The organism is Gordonia crocea, from assembly GCF_009932435.1.
Classification (GTDB): Bacteria; Actinomycetota; Actinomycetes; order Mycobacteriales; family Mycobacteriaceae; genus Gordonia; species Gordonia crocea.
Genome location: NZ_BJOU01000001.1, coordinates 828,514 through 845,422, shown reverse-complemented (window position 1 = coordinate 845,422; position 16,909 = coordinate 828,514). Strand labels below are relative to the sequence as shown.

Here is a 16,909-nt window from a genome sequence, read left to right as displayed (position 1 = left end):
GGCCCGAGATGTCAATCCGCCCACCGGTTAGGGCAGCCTGGCAGGGCTTATGCCGAAGCCGCCATATGTGGCGACGGTTCGGAGCAGACTACGGCTATGAAGACCAAAGCAGCGGTACTCCACGGCGTCAACGAAGACTGGAAGATCGAGGAGGTCGAGCTCGGCGACCCGGTGGCCGGCGAGGTGCAGGTGCGCCTGGTCAGTTCCGGGCTGTGCCACTCCGACCACCATTTGCGCACCGGGCAGAGTCCCGCACCGATGCCCGTGGTCGGCGGCCACGAAGGGGCGGGCACCGTCGTGAAGGTCGGACCGGGCGTGACCCGCTTCGCCGAGGGCGATCACGTCGTCACCGCGTTCATCCCGGCCTGCGGGGTGTGCGGCCCGTGTTCGCGGGGTGCGCAGAACATCTGCGACGAGGGGGCCGGCCTGCTCACCGGGCTGTCGATCTCGGACAAGACCCACCGCGTGACGCTGAACGGCCAGGGACTGACCCAGATGTGTCTGCTGGGCACCTTCTCCCCGTACATCACGGTGAACCAGGCGTCGCTGGTCAAGATCGAGGATGACATCCCGCTCAAGGAGGCGGCCCTACTCGGCTGCGGTGTCGCCACCGGCTGGGGGTCGGCCACCGAGATCGGCGGTACCCGACCGGGTGACACCGTCGTCGTGGTCGGCATCGGCGGCGTCGGGATCAACGCCGTGCAGGGCGCGAAGGCCGCCGGCGCGCGCTACGTCGTCGCCGTCGACCCGGTGAAGTTCAAGCGCGACATGGCCGAAAAGCTTGGGGCCACGCACACTTTCGAGAGCATGGAGGAAGCCATCCCGCAGGTCGGCGAGATGACCTGGGGCCAGATGGCCAACACCGTCATCCTCACCGTCGGCGAGATCAAGGGCGAGCACATCGCCCCCGCCATGGCCATGGTCGGCAAGGGCGGACAGACCGTCGTCGTCGGCATGGGCGACTTCCAGGCGATGGATGTGAAGCTGAACCTCTTCGAGTTGACCCTGCTGCAGAAGCGGGTCCAGGGCGCGATCTTCGGCGGCGCCGGTCCGCGCACCCAGGTGCCCAAGCTCCTCAACGAGTACCGGGCCGGGCTGCTCAACCTGTCCGACCTGGTCACCCAGACCTATCGGCTCGAGGACATCAACAAGGCCTACGACGACATGCTCGAGGGAAACAACATCCGCGGCATGGTCGTCTACGACGAGACCGACTGGTAGCGGAGTCAGACCGGCTCGTCGGCCACCGCCGCGGCCGGGAGTTCCACCCAGAAGGTCGCACCGTGGCCCGGTTCGGAGTCGACTCCGACCGTGCCGCCGTGGGCGGCCACCAGGGCCGAGACGATCGACAACCCCAACCCGTTGCCGCCGCCGCTCGACCCGCGTTGCCGCGAGCTGTCACCTCGGTAGAACCGGTCGAACACGTGCGCCGCATCCTCCGGGGTCAGGCCCGGCCCGGTGTCGGCGACCTCCATCCGGACCGTGTCGCCGAATTCGCGGACCACGACGGTGATGGTCGCCGGCGGCGCCGTGTGGGCGACCGCGTTGTTGATCAGGTTGCGCAGCACCTGCATGAGCCGCGGGTGGTCGCCCAGCACCACCGGGGACTCGTCGTCGGGGATCTCGAGGTTGATGGTCCGGTCCGGTGCCGCGGCCTGGGCGGAACGGACCGCCTCGACGGCGAGGTCGTCGACGAGCACCGGAGCCTTCTCCACCGGGCGGTCGGCGTCGAGGTGGGCGAGCATCAGCAGATCCGAGACCAGCAGGCTCATCCGCTCCGCCTCGTCGTTGACGCGGCCGAAGGCATCGTCGGCGTCGGCGACCGCACCCTGCAGGTACAGCTCGGCGAAGCCCTTGATGGAGGTCAGCGGCGTCCGCAATTCGTGGCCGGCATCGGCGACGAATCGGCGCATCTTCTCCTCGGAGGCGCGCGCCTGCTCCTCGGAGGCCCGCGCCTGCTGCTCGGACAACTCCGTCGCATCGAACGCGCTTTGGATCTGGGCGAGCATCTTGTTCAGCGAGATGGCCAGACTGCCCACCTCGGTCCGCGGCGAGGATTCCGGGACGCGCTCGCCGAGGTCGCCGTCGGCGATCGCGTGGGCGGTCTCCTCCACCCGGCGCAGCGGGCGCAGGCTGGTGCGGACCAGCAGGTAGCCCAGCACCCCGATGACCAACACGACCACGACGCCCACCCCGGTCTGGATCAGCCGCAGTCGGTTGAGCGTGGTGTCGAGCATCGTCAGCGGAATGGCCACGATCGACTCGCCCTCGGGGTTGCTCGACTTGATGACCCGCCACGACGGCCCGTCCGGGTCGACCGACGGCACCGTCACCGGGCCGAACTTCTCCGCCGCGTTGTCCTCGACCATCGAGACGTCGGGCTCGTATCCGGAGTCGTTGTTGCGCACCATGACGCCCTCGCCCAGCGCGATGCGCACATAGAAGTTCGACGGTGGGCGGCGCGCGTTGGCCGGACCGCGCTGGTTGGACACCCGCGGGTTGCGGGGTCGGGCCCAGGTCTCGACGGCCTGCCGCAGCTGGTCGTCGACGCGGCGGTACAGGTCCTCGCTCATCGCACGGCTGACGAACAACCCGGAGAAGGCCAGCCCGGTGGCGACGAGCAGCGTCGACAAGGCCACCAGGGACACCCGGAGCGGGATACGGGACACGGCCGGCCTATCGCGGTTCGCGCATGACGTAGCCGACGCCGCGCAGCGTGTGGATCAGGCGCTTCTCCCCGGTGTCGATCTTGCGCCGCAGGTAGGAGACATAGGACTCGACGACGTTGACGTCGCCGCCGAAGTCGTAGTTCCAGACGTGGTCGAGGATCTTGGGTTTGGACAGCACGGTGCCGGCGTTGACCATGAAGTAGCGCAACAGGGTGAACTCTGTCGGCGAGAGCGACACCAGCTCGCCGTTCTTCCACACCTCGTGCGTCTCGTCGTCGAGCTCGACGTCGGAGAAGACGATCCGGGTGGGGCGGTCCCCGCCCTCGACGAAGCCGGACCGCCGCAGCATGACCTCCAAGCGCGCCACCACCTCCTCGAGGCTGAACGGCTTGGTGACGTAGTCGTCGCCGCCGATGGTGAGGCCGTTGACCTTGTCGGCCACCGAGTCGCGCGCCGAGAGGAACAGGGCCGGCGCGGTGATCCCGTCGTCGCGCAACCGTTTGAGCAGGCCGAAGCCGTCCATCCCCGGCATCATCACGTCGAGGACCAGCAGGTCGGGGCGGTTGGTGCGGCAGATGTCGAGAGCCTCGGGACCGTTGGCCGCGGTGACCACGTCGTATCCCTGGAACTTCAGTGACACACTCAGCAGTTCGCGGATGTTCGCCTCGTCGTCGACGACGAGGACGCGGGCGTCCTTCGCAGCAGTCATGGCACCAGTGTGACCCGCCGCCACCCACTCCGCCTGTCAAACCGCTGGGAGAAAGCTGGGAGCGCGCCGAGATCCCCCGCGCCCGCGGAGCGGGTCACCGCACCAACGGACCGAGGTAGAGCCCGCGCGGCACAGGTGCGGGGGCGCACCACTGCACGAGTTCCTCGCCGCGCGACCGCAGCGCCCGCTCGATGCGGGCCGGTACCTTCTCGCAGAACACGAGGTCGACACCGTCTCCGTCGGGCCGCGGCAGCCAACCCCCGACGACGCGCCCACCCCACCACGCGGTGGTCCCCCCGTTGCCGTTGCGGTCGAACAGCTCCGGCTCGTGCTCGCCCAGATAGAAGCCGCGCTGCTTGTGGCCCATCGTCGTGGGATCGAGTTCGGGAAGCAGTGCGACCGCCTCGTCGTCGATCTGCGGTGTCGCGGTGTCGGCGTCGTCGGGCAACACATAACCGGTCTGGCCGTCGTCGAGGTCGACCGCGACGGCCTCCACCGCGGCCAGCGCCCGGCGCACCGCCGACTTCGTCGACCCGAGCCACCACACGATGTCGGTCTCGGTGCCGGGGCCGAACACCTGCAACCAGCGGCGGATGAGGCCGACATGACCGTCGTCGACACTCCGCTCGTGCGGTTCGCGACCCAGCCAGCGGGCCATCGGCGACCAGGTGATCCGGGAGGTGTGCCACGCCCCGTCGTTGGGGCCGCGGACGATCCGCCCCGAGGCCGCCAGGTAGTTGAGGATCCGCGGCGCCATCTGCACGGCGCCGCCCCACGACTTGTCCGGCGCGACGTGCACCGCCTGCCCGAGCAGGGGCACCTCGTCGCGCAGTTGCGCGGTCGTGCGCGGGCCGCCGGACTCCAGCGCGGCCAGGGCCGCCGCAGCGGCGGCGTCGATCCACGCCTCCGGGTCGTCGACGTCGGGGCTGCGGCGCAGGTCGCGCAGCATGTTGGTGCGTTCGGAGGAACTCACCCGACCGCTCACCGCGCCCAGCACGTCGTCGAGGACGGGCTGGGAGGTCACAAACAGCGTCCGGCGCATCCCGAGGTGCTTGACGACGCTGCGGTCCTCGTAGAGCGCGGCCTCGATGTGCGGCACCCGCAGGTGCGGGGCCCGGGCCCACGCCGACAGGAAGACCGTCGACGGGGTGGTCGCGTGCAGCGCGACGAGGGAGTCGGCCAACTCGTCAACCCTGGACACGCCGTCGTGCCGGTCCAGGAACTGCCGATGCCACTGCCGGGCCCGGCGCTCGTCGTCGGTGATCTTCGGTCGGGCGGGCACCTGCGCCAGTCTAGGCGCAGCGTCAGCGCGGCGCGCGCAACGACCAGTCCAGCCAGTCGATCGTCTGCATCCCGAACAGATCGGTGCCCCAGCCGTACATGTCGGTGAGCATCTTGACCATGCTGCAGTCGGTCGGGTGGTAGGCCACCTTCGTCCCGCGTGAGCGGTAGCTGCGGGCCAGGCGTCGGGAATCCGCCGCCGGCACCAGCGACATCGGCGAGTCGTCGGCTGCACACGAGGCGATCAGAACCCGCGAGGCCGGCGCCTTTCGACCCAGCAGGTTGTCCCGGTAGACGCGCTGGAAGGCCTTGATGTCGGCGGGATGCCGGTTGCCGGTGAACAGCGCCTGCAGCGGCACGTAGGGCAGTGTGAAGTACGCGGGCGTCTGGCACTGGGTGCGGTACACGTCGGCCAACGCCTTGCCCGCCGGGTTCAGATGATCGTCGATCTTCATCTCGGGGTACTTCGGCTCCAAGCCGAGCAGCGTGGCGAAGGCGAAGCCGGAACCGACCGAGCCGCTCGCGGTGCGGATGAAGTTGCGCTGGTTGACCACCATGCCCTCGAGCACAGTCGAACGGATGTCGAGGTCCGGCGCGTAATCCGCCGCGTTCTCTGCGGCAAAGGCCGCGCCGACACCGCCGCCGGCGATGCCGAACAACCCCACCGGCGCCTTCGGGTTCAGCCCCAGCCGCGCGTAGCCGAGAGTGGCGCGCAGCATGTCCGACATAGCGTTGCCCGCGAACTTGCCGGCGAAGACGCCGTGCGGCCGGCGGTCGCCGTCGTTGCCGACGTCGCTGATGGCAACGGCATAGCCCTTGCCGAACATCTGGGCCAGGGGGCCCAGCGCCGACCACGACGCGCCGTCCATCGGGTCGCCGCCGGTCCACATGGTCGACGGGTGGCAGTAGGCGCCGACGCTGTCGTTGGCGAACTGGTAGCCGATCACCTTGCGCTGGTCGTTGCGCTTCCCGTCGCGGGGGATCATGACGATCCCGGTGCTGATCTCGGGCGCGCCCCGCAACCCCGTCGTCACGTACATCAGCTTGTAGGCGTCGACGTTCCCCGGCCGGAAGCCGGTGAACTGGACGGCCACCTTCTTGGCCTTGAGCAGGGTGCCCGGCTTCTCCGTGCCGGTCAGCCGCGGCTCGGCGTAGAACGGGTCGCCCGAGACCAGCGGTGCAAAGATCTCGCCCGGCCCGGCCAACCGGCCGCTGCCGAAGGTGCCGACGACGTAGCCGTTGAACACCTCACCCAACTGCGGGGTGCGGTTGGGGGGCGTGTGCGGGGCGGCGGTCGCCGGGGCGGCGAGCACGCCCAGCGCGAGGATTCCGGCGGTGGCCGCGGCGAACGCGGTGACGGTGCTGCGGATCATTTCAGTCTCACCTCGAGGGTTTGCAGGGCCGACTGCATCGTCGGCAACAGGTTCCAGATCGGGCGGTGCGATTCGAGCTGCTGGTCGTAGGGCAGCAACAGTTCGCGGCGCAGCTGCGGCCACCGGTGCTCCACCTGGAACCGGTATTTGGGCAGCAACTGGGCCTCGATGTAGATCCAGCGGTCCTCGAAGACCGACCAGTTCCAGCTCGGGAGGGGGACCGTGAGGACTGCCGTCCGGCCGTCCGGCGTCGTGCCCTCGACCTCGATGGGCCGGAAGGACCGCATCGGCACGACTCCGGCAACCGACGGGGTGCCGGCCGCGGTGCTTGCATACGTCATCGCCTCGCCGACGTCGCCGCGGTAGGCGCGGGTCGCATCCCACTGCTTCTTGATGACCTCGCCCTGTTCACGACGGAGCAGGCGGGCGTTGCCGGCGGCGACCCCGGCCGAGGTCCGGCCGGCGATACCGGTCCAGGCGGCCAGGATCTCCTCGGAGAACAGCCCTGCCCGCTGCATCTCGGTCAGCGCGGGCAGTCCGCCGACGACGTAGGCGCGGTGCATCGGCATGAGGTCGGAGAAGATGTTCTTCTGCATGACGAGGATGTCGCCCTGCACCTTGCGCAGATCGGCCGGGGTGATCGTCGCCCCCACCCGGGCCAGGGCCCGCAGACCGCGGGGCAGCCGGTCCACGAACGTCGGGCCGAGCAACTCGTTGGTCTTGCCGACGATCGCGTGGGCCACCGGCGCCAGGCGCGTGATGTCGTAGACGTTGGTGGCCAGTTCGAAGTCCAGCAGGCCGCCGCCGAAGTCGGCGCCGACCAGGCCGCCCATGCCGGCCCACTGCAATTCGCGGTGCCGGAGCTGGAGGTTCTCGTAGAAGCGGTAGGACTTCACGAGGTTCGCGCGGTTCGCACTGACACCGGCCCGCGGGTTCCACCGCGCGAGGTCGATACCGGCGGCCGTGGTGGTGTCGGCCAACCAGTACTGCCACAACAGGGCCCGGTATCGGGTCGGCTCGACGCCGGCAGCGCGCGCCCGCGTCAGCAGGCCGCGCAGCACAGTGGGATCGGTCGGCAACACCGGGTGGACCCCACCGGGCCCGTGGTCGGCGTCGCGGTTGATCAGCGGCAGGTCGAGATAGCGGTCGGGCGGGGCCGCCGACGCGGACGGCGCGGCCAGGGTGGTGGCGGCAGCACAGGCTGCCACGGCGCCGACCATGATTCGGCGCAGCGAGATTCGCACGGGGAGTTCCCTCCGGTTGTCGAGAGTGCGCTCAGCGTGGCAGCGGCGGCCACCGGCGGACAAACCCACAACCGGGTTCTGTGAGCGAGTCGACGGAACAACCCCCCGGTGAGACGAATCACACAAATCGTCTCAGACTACGGATTCCCCGAGATCAGGAGAGCGCGGCCACGGCCTCGATCTCGACGACCTGATCGTCGAGGGGCAGGACGGTGACTCCCACGAGGCTGGCCGGCGGCACCTCGTCGCCGAAGGCCTCGACGACGGCCTCCCAGGCGACGACCAAGTCGACCTGCAACCGCTCGGCCACGAAGACGGTCAGCTTGGCGACGTCGGCCAGGCCGGCGCCCCGCTCATCGAGGATCGTCGTCAGGTTGGCCAGGCACTGCCGGGTCTGCCCCTGCACGTCTCCCGGCGGGGTGATGGCACCCTCGGCGTCGATGGGGGCGACCCCGGTGGTGAACAGCAACGATCCGGCCGTCACGGTGGCGGTGTGCGCGAAACCCTGGTCGGGCAGGGACTGGGAACGCTCTCGGCTTACCGGCATGAGCCGAGTCTAGGGTGCCCGGCCGGGGATTCGCGCCCGGTTACCGTGCGCAGCGGAACCCCAGGTGCGAGGTGGCCGAGTCGTCGGATTGCGCCGATCGGGCCGCCGGGCGGTAGCGGCGGCAATAGGCCGGCGCACAGATGAACGAGCCACCCTTGGTGACCCGCATGACCCGGGGGTCGACGGTGGGCGCCAACAGGTCGGGCCGCCCGTCGGCGTCGACGTGCACGTCGCCGGGGACGACGTGGCGCGGGGCGTAGACGTCAGACGTGCGCTCCCAGACGTTGCCGATCACGTCGACCAGACCGTAGCCGTTGGGCGGATAGGAACCGACCGGAGACGTGCTCCCCCAACCCGTCGTTTCGTACGGAAAGGCCCCCAGCCAGGTGTTGGCCAGAACCTCGCCGCCGGGGTGCAACTCGTCGCCCCACGCGTAGTCCGCGCCGTCGAGGCCGCCGCGGGCGGCGAACTCCCACTCCGTCTCGGTCGGCAATCGGCGCCCCGCCCACTGCGCGTAGGCGGCGGCATCGCGGTAGGCGATCTGGACCACCGGATGGTCGGGCCGGTCGTCGATGGTCGAACCGGGCCCCTGCGGGTGGCGCCAACTCGCACCGGGCACCCACCGCCACCATTGCCGCCAGTCGGCCAGGTCCACCGGCCCTTCGGTCATGGTGAAGACCAGCGCCCCCGGGACGAGGTCGGCCGGGTCGGCCCCGGGGAACAGGTCGGGGTCGATCGCCTCCTCGGCCACCGTGACATAACCGGTGTCGGCGGCGAACGCGGCGAACTGTGCGTTGGTGACCGGGTGGGTCTCGATGGCGAACGGCGCCACCACCCGCTCGTGGACCGGCCGCTCCTCCGGGTAGAAGCGGTCAGAACCCATACGGAATGCGCCGCCGAGTTCGACGAGGTCGGTGAGGGCCATGCGACAAGGGTGTCACGCAGCGGCTGAAAAAGTTCCCCTGCCGAGCGAACGAGGGCACTATTCCCTTTCCCCTGCACCAGGGGAACTTTCTCCGCAACCGTGCCACCGCGATACGATCTGCGGTGCGGGATGCGCCCGCACGCCCCCTTACCTCAGTTGGCTAGAGGGTCCGCCTTGTAAGCGGAACGTCGTCGGTTCGATCCCGACAGGGGGCTCAGACGACCCGCGGCCGCACGCGCGATGTGCGAGGCAGACGGGTAGAATCGACCGCGAATCATCAGGCACGACCAGAGGACGACCATGCCCCCGAAGACCGCCGATCTGAGCGACGACGAGTTGGAGCCCGTCGCCGACGAGACCGCGACCTCCGCGCGCCGAGTCGTCGCGGCCTACGCCACCGACGCCGACGAGTGCCGCATGCTGTTGGCCATGCTGGGGATTGCTCCGGGCGAAACCGCCTGACACGCCGATGACCGCCCAACAAGCCGAGTTCGTGGTGGTCGCCAATCGACTGCCGGTCGACAAAGCAGTCCTGCCCGACGGCGAGGTGAGCTGGAAACGCAGCCCCGGCGGACTCGTCACGGCCTTGGAGCCCATCCTGCGCAGCCACACCGGCGCCTGGGTGGGATGGTCGGGGGTCCCCGACTCCGACGACAACCCCGACATCGAGGGGCTCGACATCCGCGCGGTGCCGCTGAGCAGTGCCGAGATCGCCGAATACTACGAGGGCTTCTCCAACGCGACGCTGTGGCCGCTCTACCACGACGTCATCGCCAAGCCCGAGTACCACCGCGAATGGTGGAACGCCTATGTCGCGATCAACGAACGCTTCGCCAAGGCCACCGCCGAGGTCGCCGGCCCCGGCGCCCTGGTGTGGGTGCAGGACTACCAACTGCAGCTCGTCCCGCAAATGCTGCGCGACCTGCGCCCCGACCTGAAGATCGGGTTCTTCCTCCACATCCCGTTCCCGCCGGTCGAACTGTTCATGCAACTGCCGTGGCGCCGCGAAATCGTCAACGGCCTGTTGGGCGCCGACCTCATCGGCTTCCACCTGCCCGACGGGGCGGAGAACTTCCTCTACCTGGCCAACCGCCTGGGCGGCCACCAGGCCTCGCGCCGCTCGGTCGGCGTGCGCTCGCGGTTCGGTTCCGTCGACGTCGGCGACCGGGTCGTGACGGTGGGCGCCTTCCCCATCTCGATCGCCTCCGGCGAGATCGACGCCGCCTCCAAGTCCCGCGAGATCCGCAAGCGCGCCCGCGAGATCCGCAAAGAACTCGGCAACCCGTCGACGATCCTGCTCGGCGTGGACCGGCTCGACTACACCAAGGGCATCGACGTCCGACTCAAGGCGGTATCGGAGCTGTTGGAGGAACAGCGCCTCGACCCGCATGAAACGGTGCTGGTCCAACTCGCCACCCCCAGCCGGGAGCGCGTCGAATCGTATGTCGCGATGCGTTCGGAGATCGAACAGCTCGTCGGCCACATCAACGGGACGTTCGCCGAGGTCGGCCAGCCCGTCGTCCAATACCTCAACCGCCCCATCCCACGCGACGAACTCCTCGCCTTCTTCGTGGCCGCCGACGTCATGCTGGTGACCCCGCTGCGCGACGGGATGAACCTCGTCGCCAAGGAGTACGTGGCGTGCCGCAGCGACCTCGGCGGCGCCCTGGTGCTGTCCGAGTTCACCGGTGCCGCGGCGGAGTTGAAGCAGGCATATCAGGCCAACCCGTATGACATGGAGGGCGTCAAGGGCGCCATCGAGGCCGCGGTGAAGCAGCCCGCGGAGGACGGCCGCGCGCGGATGCGGGCGCTGCGCCGGCAGGTGTTGACCCACGACGTGGAGAAGTGGGCCAAGAGTTTCCTCGACACCCTGCAGGACTCGACGGACCGATGAGCCCCACCGCGTCGTCGCTGCCCGACGATCTGGTCGCCGCGCTGCGCCGATTCGCGACCCGGCCCGGCGTCGTCGTCGCCTCCGATTTCGACGGCTGCCTCGCCCCGATCGTCGCGCACCCCTCGGATGCCCGGGCCGACCCGGCCGCAGTGGCCACACTCGTCGAGCTGGCCGGGCTCCCGGCCACCACGACGGCGATCGTGTCCGGTAGGGCCCGCGCCGATCTGGCCGGACTCGTCTCACTCGCGGTCCCCGACCCCGCCGGCCTCGCCCTCATCGGCAGCCACGGCAGCGAGTTCGACGACGGCTTCGCGGCCGGGATCACCGATGAGCAGCGCGCGTTGCTCGCCGCGGTGACCGCCGAGCTGACGGCCATCGCCCACCGGTTCCCCGGCTCCATGGTGGAGACGAAGCCCGCGAGCAGCGTGCTGCACGTCCGTAATGCCGCCCCCGCCGACGCCGAAGCCGCACTCGACGAGGCTCGGCGCGGACCCGTCACCCGCCCCGGGGTCCACCCCACCGAGGGCAAAGCGGTGATCGAATTGGCGGTGATCGAGACCGGCAAGGGCCACGCCCTCGACCTGCTGCGCGAGCGCGCCGGCGCCGACGCGGTCTGCTACCTCGGCGACGATGTCACCGACGAAAACGCCTTCGGCCACCTCGGCGCCGACGATGTGAGCATCAAGGTCGGCGACGGCGACACCATCGCCCGCTACCGGATCGACGGTCCCGACCTGGTCGGCGAGGTGCTGAGCCTGGTGCGCGGGTACCGCTCGTCGATCGGCTGACGCCGCGACTACGCGAGCGAACCGATCGGGTCGGCGTAGATGACCGAGAGCGCGACCACCACCGCGGCCGCCTCCTGGACGCCCAGCCCGAACCGGGTCGGGGTCAATTCCAACCGGTGCGGCAGGTGCCGGGCCGCGTCGAAGGCGGCCTGGACCGGCGCCAACCCGCGCGGGTGGTCGGCAAAGGCGTCACCGGCAACGATGACCGCATCGGGGTTGAGAACGTCGGCGATCGTCGCGATCGCCTCGCCGAGCGCACCGGCGCGTTGGTCGAGTAGCACGGCGGCATCCGCCCCCACGCCGTTGGCCGTGGCGGCGCGGCGCAACGCCTCGGTGCCGATCACCTGCTGCAGCCCGACGATCCCGTCGGCCTGGGCAGCACCAGCCGGAACAGGGACACCGTCGGCCGCGACCTCGGCGAACCGCGGGGCATGCACCGGGACGTGGGCGACGGTGCCGGCTCCGGTACTCGGCACCTGGACGTGGCCGTCGACCGTCAACGCCATGCCGACGGTCTCGCGTGCGTACCAGTAGACCGAGGTCCGGTGATTCGCCCCGCCACCGGCCAGCACCAACTCGGCCGCGGCCATCGCCTGCACGTGTTCGCACACCGAGACCGGCAGTCCGAGGACTTCGTGGACGACCTTGCCGACCGGGGCACCGCGCCACCCGCGCACCGGGTGGTCGACGGCACCGGTCGATTCGTCGACGTCACCGCCGACCGCGACCCCGGCCCAGAGGAACCGCCGGCCGGAGAACCGGCCGACCAACTCCGATAGCGCCTCGGCGAGGCCTCGGACCACCTCCTCGGCCTCCCCCTCCGGGGTCAACACCGCGTGGCTGTAGAGGGTCCGCCCGGAGATGTCGGCGATCGCGAGCAGGGTGCGGCGGGCACCGATGTGCATCGCGGCGACCGCCGGTCCGTCGTGGTTCAAGGCCAGCGGTACCTTGGGCCGGCCGATGGCGCCCGGATCGACCAGGTCCGGTCGCTCGACGATCAGCCCGGCCTCGACCAGTGCATGGACTTGCCGGTTCACCGTCGCCGCCGACAACTCGGAATTCGTGACCAGCCGGTCCCGGGTGACGGGCCCGGCCCCGCGCATCCGCGCGAACACCACGGCGGCCGGTGACGTGCCCACGCGCAGCGCCGCCGGCACCACCCCGACGTTGGATGTGGCACGTCCCATGGCCAGAAGATAGCAGCGCAACCCCGGTGGGCGGGTGATAGCCCCACGGTGAGCCAAATCCCCGACTTGCATCAACGGCACTCGTGGCATAGACCGAAACCATGACCGCATCCCCGCAGCAATCCGATTCCCAGCGCCGCGTCGCCGTCGTCACCGGCGCGAGTTCCGGCATCGGCGAGGCCACCGCCCGCGCCCTCGCCGCCGACGGCTACCTCGTCGTCGTCGGTGCCCGACGACTGGACCGGATTACCGCGCTGGCGCAGGAGATCGGCGGGATCGGGCGCCACCTCGACGTGACCGACCCCGAGTCGATCGCCGCCTTCGTCGCCGGCCTGGACCGCGTCGACGTCCTGGTCAACAATGCCGGCGGCGCCAAGGGGCTGGCCCCGGTCGCCGAGGCGGTCGAGGAGGACTGGCGCTGGATGTGGGAGACCAACGTCATCGGGACGATGCGGGTCACCAAGGCGCTGCTGCCCGCACTGGCGGCCTCTGGCGACGGCCTCATCGTGACGATCACCTCGGTCGCGGCCCTCGAGCCCTACGACAACGGCGCCGGTTACACCTCGGCCAAGCACGCCCAGGCCCTGGTCCACCGGACGTTGCGGCTGGAACTGCTCGGCAAACCGATCCGGCTCACCGAAATCGCCCCCGGGATGGTGGAGACCGAGTTCTCCCTGGTCCGCTTCGACGGCGACGAGGAGAAGGCCGACGCGGTCTACGCCGGCCTCACCCCGCTGACCGCCGACGACGTCGCCGAGGTGGTGGCGTTTGCCGCGTCGCGCCCGCCGCACGTGAACCTCGACCAGATCGTCGTCAAGCCCCGCGACCAGGCCAACGCCCGCCGCAACATCAAGACCGGGTAAGCGCCGGCGCCGCGACTAGGTCCGACGCGGGGCGCGGTCGTTGTGGCGGGCACCGCCGGACACCCCTTCGGCCCGGTCCTTCAGCCCGGCGGCCATCTCGTCGAAACCGCGCCGCATCCCGCCGCCGAGCAGCGCCGCCACCACCGGGGCCAACAGGCCGTCGATCTGGAAATGCGACGAGTAGTGCGAGGTGCGGGGGCCCGACGGCGCGACCGTCTGCACCCGCTCGCTGCTCAGCAACCCCAACGGGGCCGGTTTCATCGAGTAGCTGAACGAGCGGCCGGGATCGACGTGGTTGATGAATTCACGCTGATGGCGCAGACCCGACCCGATGAGCCGGACGTCCATGTCGAAGGCGCCACCGGGTTCGAGCACACACGACGCGCGCGGCACGAAGGGGTTCCATTCGCCATAGGCGCCGAAGTCGGTCAGCACCGCCCAGACCGTCGCCGCCGGTGCGGCGATCTCCATCGAGTGTTCGAGGACGAAACTCACGCCTTCAGCGTATCCCGCTACCGCGGTGCGGGAGCCGGTCTCGCCGAGGCCGGTGGCACCTTGGGCGCTCCCGAGGGGGTGGCCGGCGCGGACCGCACCGGAACCGTGTGTTTGACGGCCGAGAACTGCTTCCACTGCGCCCAGCTGTAAATCCAGTCGTAGATGTCGCCGTCGCGCTCGGACATCGCGATGCGGGTACCGGTCACCTCGACCGGGTCGCCGTAGATCGCCGACTCGAAATACCGCTGTGCATTCGCCAACGACAGGTTGATGCACCCGTTGGTGACATTCGACGAGCCCTGGACGCCGACAGTCTCGGGGTTGGCGTGGATGAACTCGCCGTTGTTGGAGATGCGGACCGCCCAGCGCTCGCGGATGCGGAAGTATCCCGCCGCCGGGTTGGTCATGTAGAAGTCGGCCCACTTCTCGGTGACGACGTGGGTACCCGAGCGCGTCACGTTGCGGTCCAGGTCGCCGCCGCCGTAGCTGCACGGCAGGGTCATGATCGGGGCGCCGTCGCGGACCACCACGATCTGGTGCGAGTTCGCGTCGGCCTTGACGATCTGGGACCGGCCGACGGCGAAGTCCACGGTGACGTCACTGTCGCCGTATACCCCGTCGCCGCAGTCGAGCCCGTACAGATTCGCCTCGACGTGCACCTTCGTCCCGGGCCGGTAGTACTCCCGCGGGCGCCAGTGGATCCGGGAGCCGTTGTCCTCGCCGAGCCATCCCCACGCCCCCTCGGTCGCCGGCTCGGTGGTGACGGTGAGCGCCTTCTCGACGGCGGCCTTGTCGGTGATCGTGCGGTTGAACTTCAGGATGACCGGTGCGGCGATGCCCACCGTCTGGCCGTCGCCGATGTTGACCGTCATCTCCGCGATGGCCTTCGGCGCCACGGTCACGACCTTGCCGGCCAGATCCACCGACACCCGGTCGAATCCGGTGGCCGTTCCCGACCAGGTGTAGGTCTTCCCGTAGCCCAGCGGCTCGTCGAGGGTGAACGACGACCGGTCCGGTGCCATCGTCCCCGGCACGACCTTGCCGTCGGGGCGCAGCAGCTTCACGTCCGGGTTGAGCACCCCGTCGCGCACCGTGACGGTGACCTTGGCCGTCGGGTTGATCGGTTCGGCGCCGATGGGCTTGTCGGCGGCCGCGTAGTCGATCCGCACCGTCGGCTTGTGCGGGCCGGCGTCCTTCTCCGACGAGCGGGTGCAGGCGGACGCGACCGCACCCAGCACCCCGAGACCGACGGCGGCCAGCACGGTGCGTCGTGTCGGTTGAGCGAGCCCCATTCCGTCAAGCCTAACCGTGCCGCCTGTGTGCCGCCTGTCAGAAACCATCGAGAACGGCCGCGGTCTGCGAGGTACCCAGCCGGGTGGCCCCGGCGGCGATCAGCTCGGCGGCAAACGCCGCGTCACGGATACCGCCGCTGGCCTTCACGCCGATCCCCGGCCCGACCGCCTCGGCCATCAGCCGCACCGCTGTCACGCTCGCACCCCCGGCCGGGTGGAAACCGGTCGACGTCTTGACCATCCCCGCCCCGGCGGCGACCGCCTGCCGGCAGACCTCCTGCAGCAAGTCCGGCCCACCGTCGCGGAGCAAGACCGCCGATTCGACGATGACTTTGAGCAACGCGTCGTCGCCGACCGCCTGCGCCACCGTCACCACCTCGGCGAAGACCTCCTCGAACCGCGTGTCGACCGCGGCTCCGACGTCGATCACCATGTCGACCTCGGTGGCCCCCTCGTCGAGGGCCATCTTCGCCTCGGCGGCCTTCACCAAGGCGTGGTGTTTGCCCGACGGGAACCCCGCGACGACCGCCAACCGCTGTTGCCCGGTGGAGATCGGGAGCATCGACGGGGACAGGCAGACCGCGTAGACGCCCAGCTCGGCGGCCGTCGCGACGGCTGCGGCCGCGTCGGCACGGGTGGCCTCGGGCGCGAGAAGGGTGTGGTCGATCATCGCGGCCACATGCTCACGGGTGAGGTCGTGTTCAGTCATGCACGCCAGCTTGGCACACTGGACGGATGGAATCCGACACCCGCCGCTTCGTCTTGACCCTCGGCTGCCCGGACGAGACCGGCATCGTCGCGCGGATCGCCGGATTCCTCGCCGACGCCGGCGCCTGGATCACCGAGGCGGCCTACCACTCCGACCCCGAGTCCGACTGGTTCTTCACCCGCCAGGCGGTGCGCGCCGACTCGGTGGACTGCGATATCGACGAGTTCCGTCGGCGGTTCGCGACGCTGGCCGACGAGCAGTTCCACCCGGACACCGAGTGGCGGCTCAGCGACACCGGCACCCCCAACCGGGTGGTCCTGCTGGTCAGCAAGGAGAGCCACTGCCTCATCGACCTGCTCGGGCGGGCCGAGCGCGGCGAGTTCCCCGGGGAGATCGCCGCCGTCATCGGCAACCATGCTCCGTTGGGCGAGTTGGCCGGGCGGTTCGGCGTGCCGTTCCACCTCGTCCCCTTCGACGATCCGCAAGTGTCCAAGGCGCAGGCTTTCGAGCGGGTCGCCGCCCTCGTCGACGCCGAGGACCCCCACGCCATCGTGTTGGCCCGGTTCATGCAGATCCTGCCGCCCGAACTCTGCCAGCGCTGGGCCGGGCGGACCATCAACATCCACCACAGCTTCCTGCCCAGCTTCGTCGGCGCCCGCCCCTACCACCAGGCGTTCGCGCGGGGGGTCAAGCTCATCGGAGCGACCTGCCACTACGTGACCGCCGACTTGGATGCCGGCCCGATCATCGAGCAGGACGTGATCCGCGTCGACCACGGCGACAACGTGGCCGACATGGTCCGCCAGGGCCGCGATATCGAGACCCTGGTGTTGGCCCGCGGCGTGCGCTGGCACCTCGAGGACCGGGTGTTGGTCCACGGCGGAAAGACGGTCGTCTTCGACTGACCGCCGCGGTCACCCCGCGATCCGGGGC

Annotated in this window: 17 protein-coding genes and 1 tRNA gene; 7 read left to right on the top strand and 11 right to left on the bottom strand. The window is 70.0% G+C overall.

The annotated features are described in order from the left end of the window. Positions 1–96: 96 nt before the first annotated feature. Positions 97–1,221, top strand: a complete 1,125-nt coding sequence (locus nbrcactino_RS04035; RefSeq protein ID WP_161926193.1) for an NDMA-dependent alcohol dehydrogenase — start codon at positions 97–99, stop codon at positions 1,219–1,221. Between the two features lie 5 nt (positions 1,222–1,226). Here nbrcactino_RS04035 and nbrcactino_RS04030 read toward each other — a convergent pair whose 3' ends face one another. From nbrcactino_RS04030 to nbrcactino_RS04000, 7 genes are all read right to left on the bottom strand, one after another. Further along, complete coding sequence (locus tag nbrcactino_RS04030; RefSeq protein WP_161926192.1) at positions 1,227–2,669, bottom strand: sensor histidine kinase; 1,443 nt, start codon at positions 2,667–2,669, stop codon at positions 1,227–1,229. A 7-nt stretch (positions 2,670–2,676) separates the two neighbouring features. Further along, positions 2,677–3,378 carry a response regulator transcription factor gene (locus nbrcactino_RS04025; RefSeq protein WP_161926191.1) on the bottom strand — a complete coding sequence of 234 codons (702 nt, stop codon included), beginning with the start codon at positions 3,376–3,378 and terminating at the stop codon, positions 2,677–2,679. Positions 3,379–3,472: 94 nt separating this feature from the next. Beyond that, positions 3,473–4,660 (bottom strand): winged helix DNA-binding domain-containing protein, encoded by a 1,188-nt coding sequence (locus tag nbrcactino_RS04020; protein ID WP_161926190.1) that lies wholly within the window; start codon positions 4,658–4,660, stop codon positions 3,473–3,475. Between the two features lie 22 nt (positions 4,661–4,682). Beyond that, on the bottom strand, positions 4,683–6,032 hold the full coding sequence (locus tag nbrcactino_RS04015) for a lipase family protein (RefSeq protein ID WP_161926189.1): 1,350 nt from the start codon (positions 6,030–6,032) through the stop codon (positions 4,683–4,685). Further along, positions 6,029–7,252, bottom strand: a complete 1,224-nt coding sequence (locus nbrcactino_RS04010; RefSeq protein ID WP_186343357.1) for a hypothetical protein — start codon at positions 7,250–7,252, stop codon at positions 6,029–6,031. The genes nbrcactino_RS04015 and nbrcactino_RS04010 overlap by 4 nt, the downstream gene beginning before the upstream one ends. 178 nt (positions 7,253–7,430) lie before the next feature. Then, positions 7,431–7,823 (bottom strand): RidA family protein, encoded by a 393-nt coding sequence (locus nbrcactino_RS04005; protein ID WP_161926187.1) that lies wholly within the window; start codon positions 7,821–7,823, stop codon positions 7,431–7,433. Between the two features lie 40 nt (positions 7,824–7,863). Beyond that, positions 7,864–8,748 carry a formylglycine-generating enzyme family protein gene (locus nbrcactino_RS04000; protein ID WP_161926186.1) on the bottom strand — a complete coding sequence of 295 codons (885 nt, stop codon included), beginning with the start codon at positions 8,746–8,748 and terminating at the stop codon, positions 7,864–7,866. 141 nt (positions 8,749–8,889) lie between these two features. Between nbrcactino_RS04000 and nbrcactino_RS03995 the strand changes: the two genes are divergently transcribed. The 4 genes from nbrcactino_RS03995 to otsB all read left to right on the top strand — a co-directional run bounded on the left by nbrcactino_RS03995 (position 8,890) and on the right by otsB (position 11,430). Beyond that, positions 8,890–8,963: transfer RNA gene (locus tag nbrcactino_RS03995), tRNA-Thr, on the top strand. A gap of 85 nt (positions 8,964–9,048) precedes the next feature. Further along, a complete protein-coding gene (locus nbrcactino_RS18000) occupies positions 9,049–9,210 on the top strand; it encodes a hypothetical protein (RefSeq protein WP_186343299.1) in 162 nt (53 codons plus the stop codon). A gap of 7 nt (positions 9,211–9,217) precedes the next feature. Further along, positions 9,218–10,642 (top strand): alpha,alpha-trehalose-phosphate synthase (UDP-forming), encoded by a 1,425-nt coding sequence (locus nbrcactino_RS03990; protein WP_161926185.1) that lies wholly within the window; start codon positions 9,218–9,220, stop codon positions 10,640–10,642. Beyond that, entirely contained in the window at positions 10,639–11,430 is a 792-nt protein-coding gene (gene otsB / locus nbrcactino_RS03985) for a trehalose-phosphatase (RefSeq protein ID WP_161926184.1), read from the top strand. Before nbrcactino_RS03990 ends, otsB begins: the two co-directional genes overlap by 4 nt. An 8-nt stretch (positions 11,431–11,438) precedes the next feature. Here the strand turns inward: otsB and nbrcactino_RS03980 are convergent, their stop codons facing one another. Continuing rightward, positions 11,439–12,617 carry an ROK family protein gene (locus tag nbrcactino_RS03980; protein ID WP_161926183.1) on the bottom strand — a complete coding sequence of 393 codons (1,179 nt, stop codon included), beginning with the start codon at positions 12,615–12,617 and terminating at the stop codon, positions 11,439–11,441. Between the two features lie 101 nt (positions 12,618–12,718). On the opposite strand from nbrcactino_RS03980, the gene nbrcactino_RS03975 reads away from it, so the two are divergent. Next, complete coding sequence (locus tag nbrcactino_RS03975; protein ID WP_161926182.1) at positions 12,719–13,480, top strand: SDR family NAD(P)-dependent oxidoreductase; 762 nt, start codon at positions 12,719–12,721, stop codon at positions 13,478–13,480. Between the two features lie 15 nt (positions 13,481–13,495). On the opposite strand, the gene nbrcactino_RS03970 is transcribed toward nbrcactino_RS03975, so the two are convergent. From nbrcactino_RS03970 to deoC, 3 genes are read right to left on the bottom strand one after another with little or no spacing between them, the layout of a single operon-like run. Then, a complete protein-coding gene (locus tag nbrcactino_RS03970) occupies positions 13,496–13,975 on the bottom strand; it encodes an SRPBCC domain-containing protein (RefSeq protein ID WP_161926181.1) in 480 nt (159 codons plus the stop codon). Between the two features lie 17 nt (positions 13,976–13,992). After that, complete coding sequence (locus tag nbrcactino_RS03965; protein ID WP_186343298.1) at positions 13,993–15,267, bottom strand: L,D-transpeptidase; 1,275 nt, start codon at positions 15,265–15,267, stop codon at positions 13,993–13,995. A gap of 37 nt (positions 15,268–15,304) precedes the next feature. Beyond that, positions 15,305–15,976: a deoxyribose-phosphate aldolase gene (deoC, locus tag nbrcactino_RS03960; RefSeq protein ID WP_161926180.1), complete on the bottom strand. Its 672-nt coding sequence runs from the start codon at positions 15,974–15,976 to the stop codon at positions 15,305–15,307. A gap of 26 nt (positions 15,977–16,002) precedes the next feature. Between deoC and purU the strand changes: the two genes are divergently transcribed. Further along, the gene (gene purU, locus nbrcactino_RS03955) at positions 16,003–16,881 is read left to right on the top strand and encodes a formyltetrahydrofolate deformylase (protein ID WP_161926179.1); all 879 of its coding nucleotides are present in this window, start codon (positions 16,003–16,005) and stop codon (positions 16,879–16,881) included. The last annotated feature ends 28 nt before the right edge of the window (positions 16,882–16,909 follow it).